Origin of the sequence: Lactobacillus sp. B4015, assembly GCF_026536055.1 — a bacterium.
In the GTDB taxonomy this organism is placed as follows: domain Bacteria; phylum Bacillota; class Bacilli; order Lactobacillales; family Lactobacillaceae; genus Lactobacillus; species Lactobacillus panisapium.
On sequence record NZ_JAFNOY010000002.1, the window covers coordinates 288493 to 313227 of the forward strand.

The 24735-nt window shown below is 36.8% G+C and carries 20 protein-coding genes and 1 CRISPR repeat array; of the genes, 17 read left to right on the forward strand and 3 right to left on the reverse strand.

Annotated elements, in window-relative coordinates; all coding sequences use genetic code 11:
* Positions 1 to 84 precede the first annotated feature (84 nt).
* From J3U71_RS03100 to rpoN, 7 genes are all read left to right on the forward strand, one after another.
* Positions 85 to 2643 carry a sigma 54-interacting transcriptional regulator gene (locus J3U71_RS03100; protein WP_267392474.1) on the forward strand — a complete coding sequence of 853 codons (2559 nt, stop codon included), beginning with the start codon at positions 85 to 87 and terminating at the stop codon, positions 2641 to 2643.
* A gap of 125 nt (positions 2644 to 2768) precedes the next feature.
* On the forward strand, positions 2769 to 3182 hold the full coding sequence (locus tag J3U71_RS03105) for a PTS sugar transporter subunit IIA (protein ID WP_220269136.1): 414 nt from the start codon (positions 2769 to 2771) through the stop codon (positions 3180 to 3182).
* Positions 3183 to 3194: 12 nt separating this feature from the next.
* Positions 3195 to 3686 carry a PTS system mannose/fructose/N-acetylgalactosamine-transporter subunit IIB gene (locus J3U71_RS03110; RefSeq protein WP_103752901.1) on the forward strand — a complete coding sequence of 164 codons (492 nt, stop codon included), beginning with the start codon at positions 3195 to 3197 and terminating at the stop codon, positions 3684 to 3686.
* A gap of 23 nt (positions 3687 to 3709) precedes the next feature.
* Positions 3710 to 4552, forward strand: a complete 843-nt coding sequence (locus tag J3U71_RS03115) for a PTS mannose/fructose/sorbose/N-acetylgalactosamine transporter subunit IIC (protein WP_220269138.1) — start codon at positions 3710 to 3712, stop codon at positions 4550 to 4552.
* A complete protein-coding gene (locus J3U71_RS03120) occupies positions 4549 to 5376 on the forward strand; it encodes a PTS system mannose/fructose/sorbose family transporter subunit IID (RefSeq protein WP_103752903.1) in 828 nt (275 codons plus the stop codon). The genes J3U71_RS03115 and J3U71_RS03120 overlap by 4 nt, the downstream gene beginning before the upstream one ends.
* A gap of 1 nt (position 5377) precedes the next feature.
* Positions 5378 to 6082: an MgtC/SapB family protein gene (locus J3U71_RS03125; RefSeq protein WP_220269139.1), complete on the forward strand. Its 705-nt coding sequence runs from the start codon at positions 5378 to 5380 to the stop codon at positions 6080 to 6082.
* A gap of 22 nt (positions 6083 to 6104) precedes the next feature.
* A complete protein-coding gene (rpoN, locus tag J3U71_RS03130; protein WP_267392473.1) occupies positions 6105 to 7367 on the forward strand; it encodes an RNA polymerase factor sigma-54 in 1263 nt (420 codons plus the stop codon).
* 59 nt (positions 7368 to 7426) lie between these two features.
* Here the strand turns inward: rpoN and J3U71_RS03135 are convergent, their stop codons facing one another.
* Entirely contained in the window at positions 7427 to 8368 is a 942-nt protein-coding gene (locus tag J3U71_RS03135) for an aldo/keto reductase (protein WP_267392472.1), read from the reverse strand.
* A gap of 203 nt (positions 8369 to 8571) precedes the next feature.
* On the opposite strand from J3U71_RS03135, the gene J3U71_RS03140 reads away from it, so the two are divergent.
* From J3U71_RS03140 to csn2, 5 genes are all read left to right on the forward strand, one after another.
* Positions 8572 to 9480 (forward strand): lactate/malate family dehydrogenase, encoded by a 909-nt coding sequence (locus tag J3U71_RS03140; protein WP_267392471.1) that lies wholly within the window; start codon positions 8572 to 8574, stop codon positions 9478 to 9480.
* Between the two features lie 123 nt (positions 9481 to 9603).
* Positions 9604 to 13776 (forward strand): type II CRISPR RNA-guided endonuclease Cas9, encoded by a 4173-nt coding sequence (gene cas9 / locus J3U71_RS03145; protein ID WP_267392470.1) that lies wholly within the window; start codon positions 9604 to 9606, stop codon positions 13774 to 13776.
* A gap of 228 nt (positions 13777 to 14004) precedes the next feature.
* Entirely contained in the window at positions 14005 to 14916 is a 912-nt protein-coding gene (gene cas1, locus J3U71_RS03150; protein WP_267392469.1) for a type II CRISPR-associated endonuclease Cas1, read from the forward strand.
* Entirely contained in the window at positions 14894 to 15199 is a 306-nt protein-coding gene (cas2, locus tag J3U71_RS03155; protein ID WP_103752921.1) for a CRISPR-associated endonuclease Cas2, read from the forward strand. Before cas1 ends, cas2 begins: the two co-directional genes overlap by 23 nt.
* Positions 15196 to 15864 carry a type II-A CRISPR-associated protein Csn2 gene (gene csn2 / locus J3U71_RS03160; protein WP_220235116.1) on the forward strand — a complete coding sequence of 223 codons (669 nt, stop codon included), beginning with the start codon at positions 15196 to 15198 and terminating at the stop codon, positions 15862 to 15864. The genes cas2 and csn2 overlap by 4 nt, the downstream gene beginning before the upstream one ends.
* A gap of 32 nt (positions 15865 to 15896) precedes the next feature.
* Positions 15897 to 17847: direct repeats of the CRISPR family, unit length 36 nt; unit sequence GTTTTAGATGGTTGTTAAATCAGTGATGATTAGAAC.
* Positions 17848 to 18097: 250 nt separating this feature from the next.
* Here csn2 and J3U71_RS03165 read toward each other — a convergent pair.
* Together J3U71_RS03165 and J3U71_RS03170 are read right to left on the reverse strand one after the other, a co-directional pair.
* Positions 18098 to 19345, reverse strand: coding sequence for a glycosyltransferase family 2 protein (locus J3U71_RS03165; RefSeq protein ID WP_267392468.1), 1248 nt, complete (start codon positions 19343 to 19345; stop codon positions 18098 to 18100).
* A 399-nt stretch (positions 19346 to 19744) separates the two neighbouring features.
* Positions 19745 to 20659: a proline-specific peptidase family protein gene (locus tag J3U71_RS03170; RefSeq protein WP_220220703.1), complete on the reverse strand. Its 915-nt coding sequence runs from the start codon at positions 20657 to 20659 to the stop codon at positions 19745 to 19747.
* 202 nt (positions 20660 to 20861) lie between these two features.
* Here J3U71_RS03170 and J3U71_RS03175 point away from each other — a divergent pair, with 202 nt between their 5' ends.
* The 5 genes from J3U71_RS03175 to J3U71_RS03195 all read left to right on the forward strand — a co-directional run bounded on the left by J3U71_RS03175 (position 20862) and on the right by J3U71_RS03195 (position 24686).
* On the forward strand, positions 20862 to 21617 hold the full coding sequence (locus J3U71_RS03175) for a PAS domain-containing protein (RefSeq protein WP_267392467.1): 756 nt from the start codon (positions 20862 to 20864) through the stop codon (positions 21615 to 21617).
* A 157-nt stretch (positions 21618 to 21774) separates the two neighbouring features.
* A complete protein-coding gene (locus J3U71_RS03180) occupies positions 21775 to 22224 on the forward strand; it encodes a DUF3290 domain-containing protein (RefSeq protein ID WP_220220705.1) in 450 nt (149 codons plus the stop codon).
* 16 nt (positions 22225 to 22240) lie between these two features.
* On the forward strand, positions 22241 to 22876 hold the full coding sequence (locus J3U71_RS03185; protein WP_174683356.1) for a DUF421 domain-containing protein: 636 nt from the start codon (positions 22241 to 22243) through the stop codon (positions 22874 to 22876).
* Positions 22877 to 22899: 23 nt separating this feature from the next.
* Positions 22900 to 23718 (forward strand): Sir2 family NAD-dependent protein deacetylase, encoded by an 819-nt coding sequence (locus tag J3U71_RS03190; protein ID WP_267392466.1) that lies wholly within the window; start codon positions 22900 to 22902, stop codon positions 23716 to 23718.
* 14 nt (positions 23719 to 23732) lie between these two features.
* Positions 23733 to 24686 (forward strand): exonuclease domain-containing protein, encoded by a 954-nt coding sequence (locus J3U71_RS03195; RefSeq protein WP_267392465.1) that lies wholly within the window; start codon positions 23733 to 23735, stop codon positions 24684 to 24686.
* Positions 24687 to 24735: the final 49 nt, after the last annotated feature.

Sequence of the window (24735 nt, forward strand, 5' to 3'; positions counted from 1 at the left end):
ACTTAGAACTAGAACTATTTTTATATAGAAAGCACTGTTATAATTCGGTATAATTAAGAAAAAATTAGTCTAAGGAGAGTTGTGATGAATAGCGCTAAACAACGAGTTTTAAATCAAATTGAAAAATTATCCGGTAACGAAGCAATTAATACTAGCGATTTAGCGCAGCATTTACAGTTGTCCAGATCAGTTGTTAGCCATTATCTTAATCAGCTTGTGAAAGAGAAGAAAGTAAACAAAATAGCTGATAGGCCGGTTAAGTGGCAAAAAATTGCTGCTAGGGAAACTAATTCTGATTTTTTTGGTGGAATTATTGGTGGTCACGGCTCACTTGAGAAAACAATCCAGCAATTATCAGCCGCTGCCGCCTATCCTCCTGATGGGTTGAACGTTTTAATCACTGGGAATTCTGGTGTTGGTAAAAGCTATTTAGCCAGCAAATTGTATACTTACGCTCAAAAAAGTGGCATAATTGCACAAAAAGCTCCTTATATTGTCTTAAATTGTGCCAACTATGCCAATAATCCAGAACTAATTTCTAGTATGCTATTTGGCTATGTTCGCGGCGCCTTTACCGGTGCGGATACCGAAAAAGATGGTCTACTAAAGCAGGCCGATGGTGGTTACTTATTTTTGGATGAAGTCCATCGATTAAGCAATGAAAATCAGGAAAAATTGTTTAGTTTTATTGATTCGCACCAATTTTATAAAATGGGTGACAACGTTCACCCGATAAAAGCAAAAGTGCGCATCATAATGGCGACTACGGAAAATCCTGAGCAAGTCTTATTGCCTACTTTTTTACGGCGAATTCCGGTTAGGGTCAATCTGCCAGATTATATTGAGCGGCCAGTGGATGAGCGGTTAGAATTGATTAACTCATTATTTCATGCCGAAGCTCAAAAAATTGCCAAAAAAATAATCGTTGATAAGCAAGTTACCTCTGCTCTGGTACAGCTCAAGCATCCAGGTAATATTGGCTATTTGAAAAATGTTATTGAAGTTTCTTGTGCCGCTGCTTACCAAGACAGCAGCAGCGAAGAGGAAATCGTCCTGCACTTAAAGGATTTGCAGATTGACCAGTTACCCCATTTTAAGGATTACGGCGCAATTAGTGTCGAGCCGCGTGGCCAGCACTTTTTACCTTCCAACTACAGTATGACGCGCAAATTAACCAACATCATTTCTTCGTTAAAGGAATTGTTGACGGACTATTCGACAGCTAATTTAAATAAGTGTCGACTGCAGATTCAAGCGATTAACCAATTTATCAATAAGCAGTCGCTAAATTCAGGCTTACATGTTCAACATGAATATTTATTTCAAAAAATAATTGAAAAGCAATACGGTTTAGCGAAAACAGCGTACTTAGAGCCGATTATTTATGCGCTATATGAGCATCATTTCCGCTTAAGTTATGATCTACCCCGTTTAGGTGAAGTGATTGCCGAGCATTTACCTCGCTCGCTCCATGTAGCTGAAAAATTTTATGAAGAGCTGCCAGTTTTAAATCCCAAAAGTAAAATCAGCCTAACTTATCTGTTTGCAATTTTACTTAGTGATCATGTTGATGAAAAAATTCAGTTGCGTGGACTGATGGTTGCTCATGGGGAAAATACGGCAACCAGTATTCAGGCAGTAATTAATTCGCTTTGCGGTAATTATGTGTTTGATGCAATTGATATGCCGATTGATGCTAATATTGCAACGATTGCCGGTGAGGCTAATAAGTTAATTGCCAGCTTTAATACTACTAACGGCTTTATTTTAATGGTCGATATGGGGTCATTGAGCCAGCTCTATTCTCAGATTAGTTCTCAACTAGATGGTGATTTATTGGTAGTCAATAATCTGACGACTTTAACGGCACTAGATTTAGGCTTAAAAATGAAACAGAATTTGCCGTTTAAGCAAATAGCCGAAAAGGCCGAGCAAGACTACCAGATTGGGGTTAAATACTATGAAGGGTTCTCGCAGTCGGTTAATATTTTGGTTTCCTGTATTTCGGGGTTAGGAATAGCTGAGAAAATCAGTGACCTTTTGCGAAAATATTTACCGGTCAATATCAAAGTAATTCCGCTGGGCTACAATGATTTAAAGGAAAAAATCGAAAATCAAAAGTGGGCGTACTTTAAGCAGACCCTATTTGTTTTAACAACGATTGACATTACTGAAAAAGTTAAATTTAACCACATGAATCTTTATGATATTTTGGATTCAAGTGGTGAAAACAAGTTGAAGCATTGGCTATCGCCATATTTAAATCAACAGGAACTTGACCAATTCAATAATGAGTTGTTGCGTTTCTTTTCTAAAGAAGGAATTTCTGAGCGGCTGAGCTTTTTAAATCCAGACGTGGTTTTGGGTGAAGTTGAGACGATTAATAAAAAGTATGAGGACTTTTATAATCTTAAGTTAGATGGCAAGGTTAAATTAAATCTTTATATGCATATTGCTTTGATGATTGAGCGGTTGATGGTTCGCAATACCGGTAAGATTGAAGTTGAACCGGAATCTGCAAAAGAGAAGGCCTTTTTTGAAATAACTAAAAGTATTTTTCAACCAATCGAATTAAAATATAATATTAAAATTTCTACCTATGAAATATCGCTATTGTATGAATTGTTTAAACAGTTCATCTAGAAGTGTTTAATATTGCCTAAAAGAAGTGTTTAAAACTAAAACACTTCTTTTTTATTGCCCGAAATAGCAGCCTTTCAAAGTCTTGGCACGGTTGTTGCTAATAAGAAAGTAAAGGAGGTGACAAAATGACCGATATACTAATTGCTAGTCACGGGCATTTTGCAAGCGGACTTAAAAACTCAATTGATATTTTGACTGGTATGGGTGACAAAATTAAAACCATTGATGCATATGTTGATGATACTGATTATACCGATCAAATTACAGCTTTTATAAGAACTGCTAAACGGCCTGCGGTAATTTTTACCGATTTAAAAGGTGGAAGTGTAAACCAAAAGGTGATTTTAAAGGTCGCTAGCGAAAAAGATATTTATGTTATTACCCAAACCAATTTGGCCATTGTAATGGCGGTCTTACTTGATAGTGAGAAATTATCTAAAAAACACTTACAAGAATTAATTAACCAAAGTCAAGTAGAGCTTTTTGAATTTGAAGATACTGAAAATGATCAAGAACAAGAAACAGATTTTTTTGAATAAGGAGGAAAAATAATGATTGCACAGCTAAGAGTGGATGATCGATTAATTCACGGCCAAGTTGCACTAGTTTGGACGAAAGAATTAAATACACCAGGTATTGTTGTTGCTAATGACAATGCTGCTAATAATCAAATGGTACAAATGACTTTAAAAATGGCAACACCAACTGGCAAAAAGCTATTAATCAGATCGGTTGATGATGCGATTAAAGTTTTTAATAATCCCAAGGGTGCAAATATGAGAATCTTTGCTCTAACAAATAATGTTAAAGACGCACTAAAAATTGCTCAAAATGTTAATAATATTGAGGGTATTAATGTGGCTAATGTTGGCCGATTTGCTGATGATGCAAAGGATTCAGTTCAAATATCTTCAACTTTGATGCTTTCTAAGGATGAATTAGAAGCGCTAAAAGAGTTAGCAAAGATAGACATTCCTGTATTTAATCAAGTTGTTCCAAGCAATGCAAAAACACCAATTAAAACTTTATTGAAAGATAAATAATAATACTTTGAAGGAGGATAATTATGTTACAAACTGCCTTTTTGGCTTCACTTTGCGTGTTTGTCTGCCTTGGCGGTAATTGGCTTTGGGGCCAAACTATGATTGAGCGACCTTTGGTCGTTGGTACAATTGCCGGAATAATAATGGGCGATATGAGGACAGGCATTTTAATCGGGGCATCATTAGAAGCTATTTTCATGGGAGCAGTTGATATTGGCGGTGCCTTGTCTGCAGAACCTGTTACAGCTACGGTATTAGCTACTACATTTGCGATTACTTTAGGCGTAAATACTAAAGCAGCTCTCGCATTAGCTGTCCCAATCGGTGTCTTTGCTGCATTTATTTTAATGTTTATGAAAAATGTAGTTATGAACATTTTTGCGCCAATGGTTGATAAAGTTGCTAGTGATGATAATGCTAAAGGATTAACCCATCTTCATTTTGGTATGTGGTTTTTAAATTATTTTGTATTTTCATTGGTAACATTCTTTGCCGTTTTGGCTGGAGCACGTCCAGTACAACACTTAGTAGCCCAAATTCCTGCTAATTTAATGGCTGGTCTGGCTGCAACTGGTGGACTTTTACCAGCAGTAGGATTTGCAATTTTGATGAGAATGCTTTGGAGTAAGCAATTGTCTCCATATTATTTCTTGGGATTTATTTTGGCTGCTTATATGAACTTGCCTTCTGTAGCTGTAGCTGCAATTGGAATTATTATCGTAGCTTTACAATGGATTAGAGATAAGCAAGTTATGGAGCTTGAGAATAAACAAAAGACGATGGCTGCTAATAATCAAAACACCCAAGTAGAAAGTAACGTTTCAGCCTCGACAGAAGAGCAAGAAGAGGAGGACTTTTTCTCATGAAATTAACTAAAAATGTTTCACCTACAGATAAAAAAATAATTAACCGTATTTTTTGGCGGTCTTTTACGGTGTTTGCGAGTCGAGTAGGAGCAACTAAAGCTCATGCACCTGGTTTTATGTATTCTATTATGCCAGCTCTTGATGAATATTATAAAAATGATAAAGAGGGCCATCGTAAGGCTATGATGCGTCATACCACTTGGTACAACATTACACAAAATGTCGGTACATTTGTTATGGGACTTGTAGCTTCAATGGAAAAGAAAACTGCCCAAGATCCTAATTTTGATCCCGAAACAACGGTTGCTATTAAGACTTCATTGATGGGACCTTTGTCTGGAATTGGAGATTCAATCTTTTGGGGTGTTTTAAGAGTAATTGCTGCCGGAGTTGGTATTAGTTTAGCTAGTCAAGGATCAATCTTAGGGCCACTATTATTTCTAATTATTTATAATGTACCATCAATTTTGGCTAGGTACTATTTAACTTATATGGGATTTACCTTGGGTGATACTTTTATTCAAGATATGTACGAAAGTGGAAGTATGAAGCTTCTCAATAAAGCTGCTTCTACTTTAGGCTTAATGATGATCGGGTGTATGACAGCTACGATGGTCCAATTTAAATCAAAATTAAGTATTCCAATCACTGGTGGTAAGCCAATTCTAATTCAAACTTATCTTGATCAATTATGGAAAGGATTAGTTCCGTTATTGGTTACTTTAGGATGCTATTGGTTACTATCTAAAAAGGTTAATGTTAATTGGATATTACTTGGTGTTTTAATTTTAGCAATTGTTTTAGGTTTAGTAGGAGTGGTTTAACTTGAATATAGCCGTAACACTACCAGAAATTATTGTCAGATTGGTCTTATCAGTCGTAGTTGCTAGTGTTATTGGCTTTGATCGAGAGCATAAAAACAGACCGGCAGGAATTAAAACACATGTTTTAGTTTGTGTCGGTGCTTGTATTATCGCTTTAATTCAAAAGAAAATTGGCTATGATGCATTACAAATTGCTTTAACAGAGCCAAAGTTTGCAGGGGTTGTACGTGCTGATGAAGCTAGGTTAATTGCACAAGTAGTTTCAGGAATTGGCTTTTTAGGTGCGGGAACCATTTTAGTTCAGCATCGAACAATTATGGGTTTAACAACAGCTGCTAGTTTATGGGCAGTTGCAGGTTTAGGATTAGCTTTAGGTATGGGAGATTATGCGATAGGTGTTGCAGGTGCTGTAACAGTCATTTTGGTATTAGTTTTCTCGAAACGGTTAATTAATATCCATCCAATGAAAAAATTAGAGATTAAATACAAGCATAAAGTTGAAACCAAAGAATTTATCAATGATTATTTTAGAAAACATGATATTACTGTAATCAATGTGAACTTTAAAGTAACGCAAACTTTGAATAATACCACATATGTTAATATATATGATATAGAAACACCACGTTCTCTCGATTATGCCAATGTAATTGAAGACCTTTCAATGAATAAAAATGTAATGGAAATTCAGTTAGTAAGTATTTGACTTAAAAAAGGAGAAAAAGCCGATGACACGATTGCAAAAAATGGTCTTAAAACCGAAAGAGCAGTTAGTTACGCGGCTTTTTTTGTCGCCCAAGCTCAAGCAAAACCTAACTGTTTTATCCTATAGTACTTATGACTTAGTCGCTGCAATGAAAGACTTAAGCGAAAGTGATCCTTTTGTTTCCTTGGGTAAATCACAAGAAGAAAGTCATAATTTAGAATGGCTTAAGGATAGTGAAAGTGAGAGCTTACTTGATCATTTGTTAGCACAGGTGCGTTTAAGTGACTGGAATAATAAAGTTAAAAAGGCAGTTAAGCTCTTAATCTATCATCTAGCTGATGACGGCTATTTACGAACCGACTTGGCTGAAATTGCACAAGGAGCTGAATTTTCAATTGATGAGCTGCAAAAGGCTAAGGAATTTTTGCAGACACTTGACCCGTGCGGAATTGGAGCTAAAGACTTAAATGAGTGTTTATTAATCCAGGCAAAACAAAAAAAGGATTTTGACCAAGTTGCGTTACAGATCTTATTAGCTGATGGCTTAGAAATGCTGGCAGATTCGCAAAAGTGGGGACTTACGCAATTCTCTGAAAAGCAATTAGAAAATGCCTTAGCTTGTATTCAAACATTGGATCCTGCTCCAGCAAGTGAGTATACAACTGGTACTAACACACAATACTTACTACCGGATTTAATTTTTAAGGTAGAAGATCAGCGACTGACCATTGAAACTTTTCAAGCGCAAATTCCAGAGTTATTGTTTGATGAGCAGACCTTTCAAGAATTGAAAGGCCAAGCAAAAGAGCGGCAATATTTTACTGAACAAAAACAGAGGTATCTTGAGTTAAAAAACGCAATTGAGCAACGACAACAGACCATTTTGCGGCTTGGTAAATACGTGGGGGAGTATCAACATGATTTTTTAATCACGTTGCAAAGAGAAAAGTTGAAACCATTGGGTCTTAAGGAAACCGCAAAGGCGTTGGATCTTGCTCCAAGTACGATTAGTAGGGCAATTAAAGACAAATATATCCAGTGTCAAAATAAGATTTTTAGTTTGAAAATGTTATTTCCGCGCCAAGTGGCACAGGATATATCCCAAGAACGAATTGAATATGATTTACAAGAATTGGTAAAAGCGGAAAACAGTCTTGAACCCTTAAGTGACCAGCAGCTTGTTGCCATTTTTGCAAAACATGGAATAGAGCTGAGTCGGCGGGTAATTGCAAAATACCGGAAAAAATTGGGCATACCTAATAGTTATCACCGTAAAAGATGCTAATAATTTCACCCAAATAAAAAGCTTAGTGCTGTAGCACTAAGCTTTTTTGTTAATAATTTTTAAGGTAAGTCATTACCGGCTGCTAAGTAGATATCGTACCATTCTTGTGCGGTTAGTCGAATATCTGCCCCCTTGGCACTGTCAACGATATGTGCTGGCGTCATTGTCCCAATAATTACTTGGTCAATTGCAGGATGACGCAAAATCCATGCCGCCGCGATGGCATTCTTGGAAACACCTTTTTGATCCGCAATTTTTTGTAAAGCATCATTAACTTCAGGGAATTTAGGATTACCAATGAAGTTGCCCTCAATTTGACCATATTGGAATGGTGACCAGGCCTGCACCGTCATGTGGCGCAAACGTGAATAATCAAGGATGCCACGATCATGATCAATGCTGCGTGCATCTGTCATATTGGTGTGAATATTAAAATCAATTGGACCAGTATGCATGACACTTACTTGCAATTGATTAATTAATAGTTTTTGACTTAAACCAGCTTGCAATAACTCAACTTGCATTGGGTTAAAGTTGGAGACACCAAAGTGCCGTACCTTGCCTTCCTGTTGCAGTTGATCGAATGCAGCAGCAATTTCTGCTGGATCCATTAAAGCATCAGGTCTGTGGAGTAGTAAGCTATCCAAGTAATCAATTTTCATTCTTGAAAGAATACCGTCAACGGCAGCAATGATGTGCTTTTTAGAAAAATCGTACCGCGTAGTTTTATAATCAAGGGCTTCGTTTTCATAAATTCCCGTCTTAGATTGAATATAAAAGTCGTCGCGCTTAAGTGAAGACTGTGCCAAAGCTTCACCAAAAATTTCCTCGGACTTGCCGTGTCCATAAATATCAGAAGAGTCGATATAGTTGATACCGCAGTCATGTGCCGTTTCAAGGGCTGTTACTGCATCAGCTACTTTTAATTGATTCATCCGCATAATGCCAAAAGCAATTGCAGAAGCTGTGAAGTTGGTATTGCCAATTTTAATTTGTCTCATATTATACCTCCTGCTTTTTAGTATAAGACAAACTGGCGGGAAAGTGCGCATTACAGTGAAATTTAATTTTTACTGAAAGCATCTCTTTAAAATACTAATATTTTTTTAAAGTTAAATTTATTTTAGGATGAAAACGTAATATAATAAAAGATACAATTTTTATTTATGAGAAAGACTTAAAGTCTAATTAGGAGGGAAAAGTTATGAGTAATAAGATTGGGATCATCGGTGACGGCCATGTTGGGAGTACTGTGGCACAACAGTTAATTATTTTGGGATTAGTTGATGATTTGGTTTTAATTGATGAAAATAAGGCAAAAGTAACCGCTGATGAACTAGATTTTCAAGATGCCATGGCTAACTTAAAGCACCACGTTAATATTGTCATCAATGATTACTCGGCCTTAAAAGATGCGGATATTATAATTAGTGCTTTTGGTAATATTGCGTTAGAAGCTGGCGGCGAACGGTTTGCGGAATTGAAATTTAATAAAGAAAGAATTGGTGCGATTGCTTCCGCAATTAAGGAAAGTGGCTTTAACGGTATTCTAGTTGCAATTACTAATCCAGTTGATGCGATTACTAGCATGTACCAAGAATTGACGGGCTTACCAAAAAAGCACGTCATTGGTACTGGTACCTTGCTCGACACTGCACGGATGAAACGAGCAGTGGGCTCCCGCTTGCACGTTGATCCCCGCTCAGTTGAAGGCTTTAACCTAGGGGAACACGGTAATTCACAATTTACGGCTTGGTCGACAGTTAAGGTCTTGGAAAAACCAATTACGGAGCTGGCTAAAGAACAATCGTGGAAATTAGAAGACTTAAATGATGAAATTAAATTTGGTGGTCAAACTGTCTACAAGGGCAAGCAATATACTAACTATGGTATTTCAGCGGCTGTAACTCGTTTGGTTGAAACAATTGAAAGTGATGCCCACACTGAGATGCCAGTTTCTAATTACCAGGAAAAGTACGGCACTTATTTATCATATCCAGCAATCGTTGGTCGCGATGGAATAATTCTGCAAGTTGAATTATCATTAACTGAGGAAGAAGAAAAGCTGTTGGAGGCTTCTGCAGCAACAATTAAGGAAAAATCACAAAATTAAGTAGCATTCTTGGGAAATGGTGACTATATAGTTGCCATTTTTTGTTTGAATTTAAAAATAAGGTGCATATGAAAATTAGTTGCGGTATTCTTATAGTAATGAAAGTGATTACAGGAGACTCATATGAATAAAATTAAGGATGACTATATTTTAGGACTCGATATCGGGACCAATTCCTGTGGCTGGGCGGTCACGGATAAGAAAAATACTCTTTTGAAGTTACGCGGTAAGACGGCAATGGGCTCACATTTATTTGAAGAAGGGCATTCTGCAGCCGACCGGCGCGGCTTTCGGACTACACGTCGTCGCCTAAAAAGACGTAAATGGCGACTAGGTCTGTTAGAAGAAATCTTCGCGGAGCCAATGGCTAAAGTTGATCCGGGCTTTTTTGTCCGTTTGCATCAATCTTGGGTATCGCCATTAGATAAAAAACATCAGAAGTACGAGGCCATTGTTTTTCCGACTGCCAAAGAAGATGCTGCCTTTTACAAGGATTACCCGACAATTTATCATCTGCGGCAGGCCTTAATGACAGAGGACAAAAAGTTCGATTTGCGTGAAATCTTTTTGGCGATGCATCATATTGTTAAGTATCGGGGCAACTTTTTACAAGATACGTCAGTTAACGATTTTAATGCTTCTAAAATTGAAGTAGAGCCGGTAATTAAGGAACTCAATAATTGTTTTAGTGATTTGGTAACTGAAAAAGATGATCAAATAGAACTACAAGTAGCCAATGCTGCAGAGGTTGAAGCAGTTATTAAGGGGGAAGATGCTGCTAGAACTATCTATAAAGCTGATAAAGTTAAGAAAATTGCCGCTTTGTTAACTAACGCTACCGACAAAGTTACTAAAAATGTGGCCAAGCAGATTGCTTATGCCATCATGGGTTATAAGACGCAATTTGAAACGATTTTAGATAAAGAAATTGATAAAAGCGACAAAGCTGCTTGGGAACTCAAACTAACCGATGCAGATGCGGATGATAAACTTGAAGCTTTACTTCCAGAACTAGAAGAGCCAGAACAAACAATTATTGCTGAGATTAGAAAATTATTCAGTGCAATTACCCTTAGCAATATTGTTGATGAAGGCAAGACTTTGTCTGAGTCAATGGTAAATAAATATAATAAACATGCGCAAGATTATCAATTGCTCAAGAAAGCAATTGATAGTCAAGCGGATAAGAAAAAAGCCAAGATGTTGGGCTTAGCTTACGATTTATACGTTAATAACCGGCATGGTAAATTGCTTGAAGCTAAAAAAGAATTAAAGGTTAAGGGCGTTTTAGCTAAAGATGATTTTTATAAAATAATTCAAAAAAATGTCGATGACTCAGATGCAGCTAAACAAATTCTACATGAAATTGAGCTTGATAATTTCATGCCAAAGCAGCGCACAAATAGTAACGGTGTCATTCCATTTCAGCTGCACCAAATTGAGCTTGACCGAATTATTGCTAAACAAAGCAAATATTATCCATTCTTGGCAGAGAAAAATCCGGTGGAGCAGCACCTAAAACAGGCCCCGTATAAGCTTGATGAGTTAGTTAGATTTAGAGTACCGTATTATGTCGGTCCAATGATTACGGCTGATAAGCAGGAGCAAACTTCAGGTAAGAGCTTTGCCTGGATGGTGCGTAAAAAAGAAGGTAAGATTACGCCTTGGAATTTTGAAGAAAAGGTTGATCGAGAAAAATCTGCCAATAAATTTATTAAACGCATGACACTTAAAGATACTTACCTTCTTGGTGAAGATGTTATACCGGCGAATAGTTTACTCTATCAGAAGTTTACTGTTTTGAATGAGCTGAATAATATCAAAATTAATGGTAAGCGTCTCAGTCCAACCAAGAAGCAGAAAGCTTACGAGGAACTTTTTGAAAAGAATAAAACAGTTACAGCTAAGAAATTCGCTACCTGGGTGCAAACTAACTATGGCTCGAATGATATTAAAGGATTAGCCGATCCGACTAAGTTTAATTCTAGCTTGTCTAGTTATTACCATCTCAAAAACTTAAAGGTCTTTGATAAAGAACTTGATGATGCTAATTATGAAAAGGACTTTGAAAAAATAATCGAGTGGTCCACTATTTTTGAAGATAAGAAAATTTATCAAGAAAAATTGCGTGAAATTAATTGGTTAACAAATGACCAATTTAAGGCGCTTGCTAACTGGCGCTTGCAAGGCTGGGGCAGATTATCTCGCAAATTACTAGTAGGCTTACATGATCAAAACGGCCAGAATATCATGGCTCAATTATGGGATAGTCAAAAAAACTTTATGCAGATTGTTACGGAGCCGGACTTTAAAGATGCGATTGAGCAAGAAAATCAGGTTATCGTTAAGAAAACAGGTGTTGAAGATATTTTGGCTGATGCGTATACTTCGCCAGCCAATAAGAAAGCCATTAGGCAGGTAGTTAAGGTTGTCAACGATGTTGTTAAGGCTGCCGGTGGCAAAGCGCCTGCGCAGTTTGCTATTGAATTTACTCGTAGCCCCGAAAGTAATCCAAAATTGTCTCAGGTAAGAGGAAGTAAATTGCTAAAAGCATACCAAGATACTGCAAAAGAGTTGGTCGATAAGGATTTAACCAATAGTCTTAAGAATGCGATTACTAGTAGAAAACTTGCACAAGATAAATATTTCCTTTATTTCATTCAGGGTGGTCGGGATGCTTATACTGGTGAAAGGATCAATATTGATGACATTGAGTCAAGGTATGATATTGACCATATTTTGCCACAGAGTTTTATTAAAGATGATTCTTTTGACAATCGTGTTTTGACTTCTAAAAAATTCAACGCACAAAAATCAGACGATGTACCACTTAAGCGGTTCGGCGGTAACTGGGTACCAGAGTTAAAAATGACTATTAAAGATATGTGGTCTATGTGGCAAAAAACGGGACTCATCAATAATCGCAAAAAGAACAACTTGCTGCTTGATCCAGCTAATTTGAATAAGTACCAAAAATCAGGTTTTATTAATCGGCAATTGGTTGAAACCAGTCAAATTGTCAAACTAGTGTCGGTCATCTTGCAAAATATTTATCCTAAATCTGAAATTATTACGGTTCGCGCGGGTGATAACTCGGCTCTGCGTAAGAGGCTTAATCTTTATAAGAGCCGAGAAGTAAATGACTATCATCATGCGCTTGATGCGTATCTCTCCGTTATCTGCGGTAATTTTCTTTATCAGGTCTATCCGAAACTTCGACCATACTTTGTTTACGGTCAATTTAAAAAATTTAGCAAAGATAAAAAGTTGCAGGAAGATACTGTCAATAATACTAAAGAATTCACGTTCTTGTGGCCACTACTACAAAAGGATAATGATCAAAGAAAAGCACCCGAAGAAATCAAAGAAGATAAGGGCGACCGCGTAGTTTTCCTCAAGCACCCTGATATCTTTGATAAATTACGCCGGGCATATAACTTCAAATATCTTTTGGTCTCGCGTGAAACGACTTCGCAGGATCAGGAGATGTTTAAAATGTCTGTGTTTCCACGTACCGAACGTGATACTGCTAAGTCGCGTAGCCTAATTCCTAAAGGAAAAGATCTGGATCCTGAAATCTATGGAGGCTATACAGGAAACGCTAATGCATATATGGCAATAGTAAGAATCCGTAAGGCTAAAGATTCAACGTATAAAGTTGTCGGCGTGCCGATGCGTGCTTTGGCTAAATTAAAAAAGGCGCAAAAGCAAGGCAAATATGACGAAACCTTGAAGCAAGTTTTAACCCCACTAGTTATGTTTGACAAGAAGGGAAAGACGAAGCAGGGGATAAAAGACTTTGACATCGCTGCTGGTCACATTTTGTATAAACAGGTAGTCCTTGATGGCAACAAAAAATTTATGTTAAGTTCGCCTTATTATATGACCAATGCCAAGCAGTTAACTTTATCTTGGGAAACAATGAGGATTGTGACCGACAACTTCGCCAAAGGTGAAGATCAAGACCAGCTACTGATTAAGGCTTATGATGAGATACTTGCTAATGTTGATCGCTTCCTTCCTTTGTTTGATACAAACAAGTTTAGACAAGGTTTACATGATGGCAGAGAGAAGTTTATTAGCTTTAAGCCAGCAAAGAAAAAGGAAATAATCAACCGAATTCTTAATGGTTTGCATGACAATATGGTGTTTAGTGATCTTAAAGAGTTGGGAATTAAAACTTTGTTTGGTTTACTAACATCAACTTCTGGCATAACCCTTACGCCAGATGCAGTGCTGGTTTTCCAATCACCAACGGGTTTATTTGAAAAAAGAATCAAAATTTCTAAATTATAAAAGCCAAAAAGGGAGCTGATGGTTGTCAGTTCCCTTTTTCAGTGCATAAAAAAACCTCCGCTATAGAGCTGAGGCAGGACGATAAAAATATCGCGTTGAAACTTTGCATAAAAATGCATTGCTTGATTTTAAGTCTGGTTGTTAGATCAGTGATGATTAGTATCATCAATCGGGAGCTACCCGATAGCATTATTTTATCATTTTTTGAAGAATATACAAGGAGGAATTATGGGATGGAGATCAGTTATCATTACGCAACATGCAAAGATGACGTATTCGATGAATATGATGGTTGTTCAAACGCGTGATGGAATTAGTCAAATACCAATTGCAGATATTAACTTACTGTTAGTTTCGACTACTCAGGCCGTGATCACCAGTGCGCTAATTAGTAAATTGGCAGAAAACCAGACAAAAGTGATTTTTGTCGATGAAAAAGATGAGCCGGTTGTAGAAACCGTTGGTTATTATCCTGGTGCTAGAAACTTATCTAAGTTGAACATTCAGTTTAACTGGGATTTACAGTTAAAAGAAAAGTTGTGGACTAAAATAGTTGACCGCAAAATTACTAATCAGATTGCGGTTTTAAAAAATTACCAGTTGGAATGGCAGAATGTCCAAGATGAGCTTGATCAGCTGGAACTAAATGATGCCACTAATCGGGAAGCAATTGCTGCACGGAAATACTTCGTGACTTTATTTGATAAGACTTTTATCCGTCGTGATAATAATGCGGTCAACGGGGCGCTTGATTATGGTTATGCGATTTTATTAGCAAGCTTTAACCGTGAGATTGCCGTCAATGGGTATCTTTCATATCTAGGAATTCACCATCATTCTGAAGAAAATTGCTTTAACTTGGCGTCGGATTTAATGGAGCCCTTTCGTCCATTCGTTGATTATTGGGTAAAAGCCCATGAAAAGATTAAGCAGCTGACGCCTGATATTAAATATGGTTTAGTCGAGTTGTTGAGTTTAGAAATAGAATATAACAACAAAAAAACAATCTTGTCGAATGTAATTTCTGAATATGTGCATGACTGTTTGTGCTTTTTAAGCGAAAAAACGAAAGAGTTACCTGAAATGGAGATGGCATTAACTAATGAGGTACCGAATGATGCGCTTAATGATAATGTTTGATTTGCCAACAGAAACTGCTCAGCAGCGAAGAGAATACCGTCAGTTTCGGCAAAAATTACTTAATGAAGGCTTTTTAATGATTCAATTTTCGGTTTATGCCCGGGTTTGTGTCACCAGGCAAACGGCAACTTTTCTGGAAAATAGGGTTAAGAAGTTTTTACCCCATGGCGGAGTAGTACAATCATTGATGGTTACGGAAAAGCAGTATAATGATATGCACTTTTTAGTCGGTAAGCCAGTGGATGATGTTCGTAATAGTTCTGATCGGACAGTGATCCTGTGATCTTAGCGTATTTAACACATAAGAAATGGGTTTTCTCAGATTCTGGAATCAAAATATTGGCCACTCGAAGTTCAATTGTGTATCGCGACTTAGTTCAAGGTATTCAAGGAAAAAATAAAATGTTAATCTGTTCGAGCGACAATTATGATCCGGTTGAAGTTACTAAAACTTTTGACATGGTAGGAGACCCTTTGTTAAGTGGTGATATTACTAAAAAATATTTAACCAAAATTGTTAGTACTTATATCACTAACTTAGATGAAGCCACGCGTAATAAGATATTCTGTGCTTTTAGCAATTTAGAATTAGCATTATCTGATTCACTGCTTCTTGAAGATTTACCACTAGCAATTAACTTTGATGAAGATTTAAAAAAGGTACTTAAAATGGCCGATTTGCATCTAGACGAGAATATATTGAGTGATCCATATGCTATAATTGAAACGGTTCTAAAGATTCATCAAAATTGTAATTTAAAAACAGTTCCCGTGTTTTGCAATGCAACAAATTATTTAGATAATCGGGAATTAGCTGAATTAGCACAAATTGCAAAACAAATGAGGTTAATGGTTGTTCTAATTGAATTCACATCTACAGATTTTTTGGTTGTTCCTGAGGATGCGCAATTTTATTACATTGACGAGGATTTAGTCGACTGGTACTAACTACTACATTAAAATTTGATGATAAAATATCGGTTTTAGATGGTTGTTAAATCAGTGATGATTAGAACTTGAAATCTTTTTCATTTGAATAGAACTTTTGTTTTAGATGGTTGTTAAATCAGTGATGATTAGAACGGAAATCTATTAAAGAGCATTGGCTACATGGTTTTAGATGGTTGTTAAATCAGTGATGATTAGAACAAATCCAATAGTAAGTGACAATGCTATCAAGTTTTAGATGGTTGTTAAATCAGTGATGATTAGAACCCAATTGATGTTAACAATTTAGCGACAGTTGTTTTAGATGGTTGTTAAATCAGTGATGATTAGAACTAGATTTCCAACAATAATAACATTGATCACGTTTTAGATGGTTGTTAAATCAGTGATGATTAGAACTCGTGGAAGGGTATCACATCGATGAGATCAGTTTTAGATGGTTGTTAAATCAGTGATGATTAGAACTTCTAATTAATTTTGAAGGAATATCTGCAAGTTTTAGATGGTTGTTAAATCAGTGATGATTAGAACCAAGTAAGAGACTATCGAATTGCTTACGACGTTTTAGATGGTTGTTAAATCAGTGATGATTAGAACAAGAAAATGCTCCACCATGAACAATATAGCGTTTTAGATGGTTGTTAAATCAGTGATGATTAGAACTACCACTAGCAGACGTTTTGCGTGAAATTAGTTTTAGATGGTTGTTAAATCAGTGATGATTAGAACAGTCTTCGCCGCTGGTAATGAAGATGATTTGTTTTAGATGGTTGTTAAATCAGTGATGATTAGAACATACTCCATATCAAAGCGCTTAGGGCACGCGTTTTAGATGGTTGTTAAATCAGTGATGATTAGAACAATCAACTTATGACCAGCATCGGTCTTACTGTTTTAGATGGTTGTTAAATCAGTGATGATTAGAACTTTTCACCCCCGATTACATAGTAGTGACAAGTTTTAGATGGTTGTTAAATCAGTGATGATTAGAACTTTTTCTCATTAATTCAATCTCAGCTGTTTGTTTTAGATGGTTGTTAAATCAGTGATGATTAGAACGCTTGTATTTTTTTATCCAACACATCAAAGGTTTTAGATGGTTGTTAAATCAGTGATGATTAGAACTACAATTGCGACGATTGAGCCATCAACTGTGTTTTAGATGGTTGTTAAATCAGTGATGATTAGAACACAAAACATAATCTTCTCTCTAGTTTTATAGTTTTAGATGGTTGTTAAATCAGTGATGATTAGAACAAGTGACTTCGGGCTCACGCCTTTCGTCTAGTTTTAGATGGTTGTTAAATCAGTGATGATTAGAACTTATGCCGTGAAAACTGGTAAAGATGAACAGTTTTAGATGGTTGTTAAATCAGTGATGATTAGAACCGCACCGTTTGCATTTGCATAATGAGGATCGTTTTAGATGGTTGTTAAATCAGTGATGATTAGAACGATACTATCACATCACATTCTAAAGGATAAGTTTTAGATGGTTGTTAAATCAGTGATGATTAGAACACGGCAGATGATGGTGTGGTTACCAGAGCGGTTTTAGATGGTTGTTAAATCAGTGATGATTAGAACTATAAGTAACGACAAATACCGCACCGGTCCGTTTTAGATGGTTGTTAAATCAGTGATGATTAGAACAGAAGTCCAAATCAAAACCAAGTGGGGCGAGTTTTAGATGGTTGTTAAATCAGTGATGATTAGAACGCAATTACAGGCATTATGGTGCCTCGGGTAGTTTTAGATGGTTGTTAAATCAGTGATGATTAGAACAAAGTTCAGCAATGAACTATATCAGGTTTCGTTTTAGATGGTTGTTAAATCAGTGATGATTAGAACTGTGTATCAAAAATCAAAGTACCATCAGAAGTTTTAGATGGTTGTTAAATCAGTGATGACTAGAACGAATAGAATCATCATCATTTCTGATCTTATGTTTTAGATGGTTGTTAGATCAGTGATGACTAGAATTAAAACATCCATCAATAAAGTTTGCTTTAACTTGCCTTTATTGTCGAGCCTGAGCCGTTGGTTTTTATGACAATTTTGGACGCACAACTTTAGAAAGTAGCGAGTTCACGACCTCTTTATTGACAGTAATTTCAGAGATTGTTTGCCCCAGAGCTTTACACCATCTGCTTGCTTATGTGAATTAACTAATTTTGCTCAACAAAAAAGGCACATCGTTTGTGATGTGCTTTTTTAGTGCATTTACATATAACTAGCTGTGAGCTGTTTTTACCCATGAATCATTCCCTTTTAATTGGCGGATTATGGCGCGATAGGGAATAAAGGCTAGCACCCAGCGATAAAAGGCAAAGCTAAAGATTATTCTAAAAATCTTTAAGCGATTTTTAGGTGGCTCTAAATTCGATTCGTGCCACTGTTTTTCAATCATTAACGTATTGACCAGGTTTTCTATGAATAATAATGTGAAAATAATTGCTAAACCAATTAATGGCCGATAGAAAGCATAAAAAATCAAAACTGAAACCGAAATAATTGATGATGGCACAACTATGACGGATAAATATGGTACCATTAAGAAAAAAATGATGAAAGTTTTAACAATTGTTTGAAGATGCTTGGCTTTCATTATTGCTCCGCCATAAATCCTAAGGCATTGTAAGCCACCTTGGCACCAGCGAGTCCGTTGCCGGATAAGTTTTCTTAAGTTGGAAACACCTTCTTGCTTAACACTGACGGTATTTAAGAAAGTGCCATAATAGCCTTTCAGCAGTCCCTTGAGCGAGAATTCACAGTCTTCAAGCAGGGAGGAAGACCAGCCAACATTTTTGGCCATTTTTAATGTAACGAACTGACCGTTACCAGAAGCCAAAGCAGACCCCCAATTTGTTCGTGCCATTTGCAATAGTCCATTATAAATGGAAAATTCGAAATTTTGCATTATTGTCAAGTTGTCTACGGTGTTATAAATATCGACACGGGTTTGAACAAGGTCATAAGACGAGTTTTGAAAGGTAGCAACAACCTCCTTTAAGTAATCAGAATCAAAGTGACTATCCGCATCGATAATGCCAATAAGTGTCTTGCCAAGGGAATAATTCATTTGAATAATTTGATTGACGGTATATTCTAAAGCTGGTCCTTTCCCAATCTGTGCGTTTGGTTTAACACGGTGAATAACGTGCAAATTAGCGTGATGTGACCATTTATCAAGTAATTCCGTTGTGCCATCACTAGAATCATCATCGATAAATACTAGCTCTAAATTGATAAAATTCTTGCATTGATTGTGTAATTTAACCAGATACGGCAAATCTCGCTTTAGCGTTGCGAATTCATTCATAGCTGGAATTAACAATAGCAAGGTGGTAAAATTCCGCGAGCCGCCATAATATTTTTCTTGCCTAATTTTTTTACTAAATGATAAATAGAGGCTGAAAATAAAGTCGAAAACAAAGGCACAGCTATTGATAATAAGCATAACCGTGATAAAAATATTCATTTCATCATCCCTAGAGTTTATTAATTACTGTTTACAAATTTACAAAAACTAATCAAATATATAATAACGTAATTACAAATTTTACTCCATAAAACATGTTTATGCAACACTCTTATTATAAAATAAACTTAATACGTTTGTATCGCCTATTTTGCAATGAATTATTTACTGATATAGTAAACAAAAATCATCAAATAATAAAATAACGGATATCAAAAATTCATTTATAATTTTTATTTATTTAAGTAGACTAAAAGGAAATAAAACATAGTATTTTATAAACTCTGAAATTGACTAAACAAATAAATTGATATAGTTAAAAAACGTTTTTGGCAAAACAAAAAGCAAGCTAAATTTTGCTTGCTTTTTCATATACTATATATTTTTTGGCTTTGACAACTATTTACCAGCAAAGGAATTATCTTCGACTTGACGAATAAAGTCAGCTAAATGTTTGTAATAAACAGCGGGATTATCAACCATGTGGTGATGGCCGCCGTCAGGCGTAGTAACCAAACGCGAATTAGGAATTTCCTTTTGCATAATTTTAGCAGTGGCAATCGGCATGGTTTCTTCCTCACCAAAGGTAATTAAAGTCGGCACTTTAATATTCTTTAATTGGTCTCTGAAATGCCAATCTTTCAACTTTCCCGTAATGACAAATTCATTATCCCCTTGGAAGGCATGGTAAACTTCGCTGCCACCGATATCATTTAGGTGGTAAAGCTTAGAAGGCTGCTTACGGTCGACAAAATTAATGTTGAGAATATTGACATCTTCTTGATAGCGTTTGTTATCATAGTCATCGTTTTGTTCGCATTGATGCATAAAGTCGATTTCCGTTTGTGGTAAGACTTCTTGACGGCGCCGATTAACAGCCTTTACGTAGTCGTCAATGTCATCGACCATTGATGAGATGATTGCCCCTTTCAGGTGTTGACCGTATTTAACGGCATATTCTTGAACTAACAGGCCACCCCAGCTTTGCCCAATTAAATAAAAGTTATCTAATCCGAGCTTTTCGCGCACTTCGTCCACTTCATCTAAAAAGTAGTCATAAGTTAAATATTTGCTTGCGATTTCTGGGTCAGAATAATCTGGCTGATCTGAATAAAGGGAGCCCAGTTGGTCGTACATTGTTACTTGTACATCCAAGCCCTGTTTTTTTAATTGCTCGGCTGTGTCTTCCCAGTATTCATGATTGCCACCAGGACCGCCATGTAAACAAAGTAAGTGAATATCTCCATGTCCTTGAGTATTTGTCCACAAGTGATAGCCATTGTCTAAAGTAATGATTTTGGAACCAGTTTTCATTTTGTTCTCCTTCTTAATATGATTAATTTCTATTTTAGCTCATGGGCATTGAAAGAAAAACCATGCAGGTAAAATACATGGTAAAAGTATAGCAAGATTTTTACTAAGGCAAAAGCGGGGATATTATTGCTATTCTTATGTTTTGGTGAAGCGCATACATGATATAATTGAAGAATAATTATGGAAAAGAAGGAGAGATATTATGGCAGAACCAAACTGGCTAAAAAAGATGGCTGAAAAAGAATATTTAGCAGAAAATTTTACCGCCGCGGGTAAAAGTCGCTACACAGTGAGTGATGTTGCTCCTGATGATCCGGATTGGTTAGAACAAGCGGCAACCAAGACGCACGCGGCAAGTGGTGATGATTATGTCAAGCTTGATAGTGGTTTATTGACAGTGAATCAAATTAACTGGATGTTGCGTAACACGATTGGTGAACTGACTTTTGTTGACGATAACAATCAGTTTTTGTGGTACAACCGTCCGGTAGATCCAGCTACAAAGATGAAGGCAAAAAGAACACCTGATCAAGTAGGGAGTTCGATGGGACAAGTTCATCCAGATGTGCGCGATGTCATTCCTGAAGCTAAAAAAGTTGTCCACGCATTGCGGACCAAACAGGATGGTCATGATGAAGTCTACATGCCTGTCCCGACTGGTAATTTGCATCAATTAGTTTTACATTACTACAAGCGCGTAGAAGATGATGAGGGTAATTATGCTGGGATCTACGAGTGGGTACAAGATCTTTATCCGCTAGTTAAGTATTTCTGCGAAACGACTGGACAAAAATTGGTTAATGACCCAGATGCAGTTACAGGCGCTACTTATCGGCGCAATTCTTCTCCGGATGCTGCAACGGGAGCATCGACTAAGGCAGCTGCTGAAAAAGAAGAACAGCCTACAGCAAAAGAAAAGGTGCCAGATGATGCGACAACTTCGGCATCGCTAAAATAAATATTCACAAGTGGTGGTTAGACAGGTTCTAACCACTTTTTGATATACTGATATTAGGTAGACTTATAAACATAGTTTAGTGAGTTAACCATGATATTACATTAATGCATCGCTTTTAATACCCGGTGCGGAGTTTTTAACTAGAGGTGGTAGTGTTATGACTTTTTACACACTCAAGTACATTGAGCAGAATCAAAATACTAGTAAAACAATTTTGTATGTCTTAATCGCAATTGCGGCGTTAACGATGATTGCTTTTACAGTTCTTTACTTGCGGCACCGGTTCGATACTCGTTACCGTGACCTAGGAATTATTGCGTTGCTTTTCTTACTATTATTTGTTGGGACACAATATGAAAAGTATGTTCAAACCAATTTGGTAAAATCCCAGTCTGAACAGATCATTCCGTTCATTAAGTCGGTTGCTAAAGACCACGGTGTTTCTAATAGTGATGTCATGGTTAGTTCAACTAATTTACAAAATGGTCTAATTGTCAGACTTCATTCAAAAGATATTGATTACCAATTGGAACTGAATGATGATAATAATAGCTACACCTTAAAGAAAGCTCATGTTATTAATCATGAAGTTAATGTCAAGAATTAATAGGGGGGAAATTGACATGGATTATACGCAACTTTTTATTAAATTTGTTTTAGGTGTGTTAACATTAATTTTCCAGATTAATGTTTTTGGTAAAAGCAATATTGCCCCAACCACGGCATTAGACCAATTGCAGAACTATGTTCTTGGTGGCATTATCGGTGGGGTTATTTATAATTCCAGCATCACGGTGCTGCAGTTTCTCCTAGTGTTAATTGTCTGGACTTTAGTGGTCTTTATTCTTAAATTTGCCCGTGAACACAGCAACATTATTCGCGTGTTGATTGATGGCAAACCAATTCAAATTATTAAGGATGGAAAAGTTCTGGTTAAGAACTGCTTATCTGCCGGGATTTCTGCTAACGAGTTGATGTTTAAGCTACGGAGCCAAGGTGTTTATTCGGTTAATGAAGTCAAAAACTGTATTTTTGAGAAGAATGGTCAACTAACTGTGATTCAAGAAGATGAAAAAAATCTTCGTTTTCCACTAATTAATGATGGTCAAATTAACCAAGAAGTGCTTGAATTTATTGATAAGGATGAAGACTGGTTAAAAAAGGAAGCAAAAGATGCAGGCTATGACAATATTGGCGATATTTTCTTAGCTGATATTGAAAATGGCAAGCTTTCATTTACTAGCTATGATCAAAAATAACAATTAGAAAGTAATAGGAATAGATGGAAAATTTGAGTAAGGCGAAGCATCTGGTTGCTGATGCCGATGTGATGATTATCGTTGCGGGTAATGGAATGGCAAAATTGGAGGGACTTGACTTACTGGGGCAAGCAAGTTTTGCACAGGATTTTCCCACAATTGCAGAAAAGTATCATGTGAATTCAGTGGGGGAAGCGCTAGACCAACAATCTGCTTCTTGGTCTGACAAATGGCTTTGTTGGAGTCAACTGATTGCGCACTATTCGCTTGAATATCAGCCAAGCCAAACAATGAAAAATTTACGCAAATTAATTGGCCAGAAAAAGTTTTTTATTGCAACATCCAGCTTTGGTCATTTCTTTGAAAGTGCTGGCTTTAATGAAAACCGGATTTTTAATGTTTTTGGCGATTGGACAAAAATGCAGTGTTCAAGTGGCATTAATCACGGACTTAAAGATAGTCGCGGTGCTGTCCAAAAAATCTTAACTGCTAAACAGCAAAAGCAGGATATAGCGGCTTTTGTGCCTAAATGTAAAGAATGCGGTCAGCCAATGGAAATTCACATGCCGTTAAATGAGCATTTTTACCCGGATACAGATGCTAATACTCGTTTTCGGTGGTTCTTAACTGGTAATGAAGAGGAAAAAACGGTTTTCCTTGAATTGGGGGTAGACGAAACCAGCCCGCAACTGCTTCAGCCAATTATTCACCTTGTCCAGCAATATCCGCAGTGGTCTTATGTTGCTGCTGATTATCGTCAAGAGCAATTACCGCTCGATATCCAAGCCAGAAGCGCTGGCGTAAACGCCGATTCAGCTATTCTATTACAGAACTTGCTTTAAAAAGGGGGCTTGTGATGAGTATTTATATCAAAAACGGTGTTTTGCATGTTACTGGTGCGCAAGAAAAACTCCGTGCCAAGGGCCAAGAAAATCCGGCTTTTATTGCTGACTATACGCTGCTTGATATTGAGACCACGGGGCTTAACTCTTACCGTGATCATGTAACTGAGCTTGGTGCCATTAAGGTGCGTAATAATGAAATTGTTGATCAGTTCAGCAAACTAGTAGTTTATCCGCGCTCGAATAAGGTTCCGGCTTTTATTACTAAATTAAACGGCATAACTGAGGAGCTGCTGTTAACAAAGGGTATCCCAGTTAAAGAAGCAATGACGGAGTTTCGGCAATTTATCGGTGATGACGTTATTATTGGCTACAACGTCAACTTTGACTTGAATTTTTTATATGACTTAACGGAAAAGTTTAAGCTGCCTCAACTAAATAATGATTATGTTGATGTGCTTCGCCTGGCCCGAGCTTACTATCCGTTCCAGCATAATCGCTTGCTTGACTGTATGCAGCGCGCAGGCATTGCAGAAACCGAACAGCATCACGGCTTAGACGATTCAATCGATACCAAAAAAGTTTACGATGATTTTCGTGCTAATTTCACAGATGAATTACTGGCTAAGGCTCAGGGTAAGATTAAAAACATGGATTTACTTGCCGCCGAACTGGAAGCCTGGGAACTTGGCTACCGCAATCCGGTCAACAATAAAAAAGTTGCGTTCGTTGACGGAATCAATATGGATAATGCGGAAGCTGCTTTGATGGTTAATAATATGAATGGTCAGGCTCAGACAATCGTAACGCCCGATACTAATTTTTTAATTATTGATGACGATAGCTTTTTTGATAAAAACAATGAGGCAATTCAGCAAGCACGTGAATATAATAAATCTGGCAGTAAAATTAAACGTCTTTCCGAGAGCTATTTTTTGAACATGCTTGATGAATGGGCTAGAAATTAATATCTTAAGGCAAAGTAAAAAGCTTTGCTTTTTTCTTACAGCTATTGCA

Excerpts from the sequence above, each read along its gene's own strand:
- J3U71_RS03135 (WP_267392472.1), bottom strand. The coding sequence starts at position 8,368 with ATGAGACAAATTAAAATTGGCAATACCAACTTCACAGCTTCTGCAATT.
- J3U71_RS03195 (WP_267392465.1), top strand. The coding sequence starts at position 23,733 with ATGAGTATTTATATCAAAAACGGTGTTTTGCATGTTACTGGTGCGCAA.
- J3U71_RS03190 (WP_267392466.1), top strand. The coding sequence starts at position 22,900 with ATGGAAAATTTGAGTAAGGCGAAGCATCTGGTTGCTGATGCCGATGTG.
- J3U71_RS03120 (WP_103752903.1), top strand. The coding sequence starts at position 4,549 with ATGAAATTAACTAAAAATGTTTCACCTACAGATAAAAAAATAATTAAC.
- J3U71_RS03165 (WP_267392468.1), bottom strand. The coding sequence starts at position 19,345 with ATGAATATTTTTATCACGGTTATGCTTATTATCAATAGCTGTGCCTTT.
- J3U71_RS03175 (WP_267392467.1), top strand. The coding sequence starts at position 20,862 with ATGGCAGAACCAAACTGGCTAAAAAAGATGGCTGAAAAAGAATATTTA.
- cas1 (WP_267392469.1), top strand. The coding sequence starts at position 14,005 with ATGGGATGGAGATCAGTTATCATTACGCAACATGCAAAGATGACGTAT.
- J3U71_RS03185 (WP_174683356.1), top strand. The coding sequence starts at position 22,241 with ATGGATTATACGCAACTTTTTATTAAATTTGTTTTAGGTGTGTTAACA.
- J3U71_RS03115 (WP_220269138.1), top strand. The coding sequence starts at position 3,710 with ATGTTACAAACTGCCTTTTTGGCTTCACTTTGCGTGTTTGTCTGCCTT.
- cas9 (WP_267392470.1), top strand. The coding sequence starts at position 9,604 with ATGAATAAAATTAAGGATGACTATATTTTAGGACTCGATATCGGGACC.
- J3U71_RS03105 (WP_220269136.1), top strand. The coding sequence starts at position 2,769 with ATGACCGATATACTAATTGCTAGTCACGGGCATTTTGCAAGCGGACTT.
- J3U71_RS03180 (WP_220220705.1), top strand. The coding sequence starts at position 21,775 with ATGACTTTTTACACACTCAAGTACATTGAGCAGAATCAAAATACTAGT.
- J3U71_RS03170 (WP_220220703.1), bottom strand. The coding sequence starts at position 20,659 with ATGAAAACTGGTTCCAAAATCATTACTTTAGACAATGGCTATCACTTG.
- cas2 (WP_103752921.1), top strand. The coding sequence starts at position 14,894 with ATGCGCTTAATGATAATGTTTGATTTGCCAACAGAAACTGCTCAGCAG.
- J3U71_RS03110 (WP_103752901.1), top strand. The coding sequence starts at position 3,195 with ATGATTGCACAGCTAAGAGTGGATGATCGATTAATTCACGGCCAAGTT.
- J3U71_RS03140 (WP_267392471.1), top strand. The coding sequence starts at position 8,572 with ATGAGTAATAAGATTGGGATCATCGGTGACGGCCATGTTGGGAGTACT.
- rpoN (WP_267392473.1), top strand. The coding sequence starts at position 6,105 with ATGACACGATTGCAAAAAATGGTCTTAAAACCGAAAGAGCAGTTAGTT.
- J3U71_RS03100 (WP_267392474.1), top strand. The coding sequence starts at position 85 with ATGAATAGCGCTAAACAACGAGTTTTAAATCAAATTGAAAAATTATCC.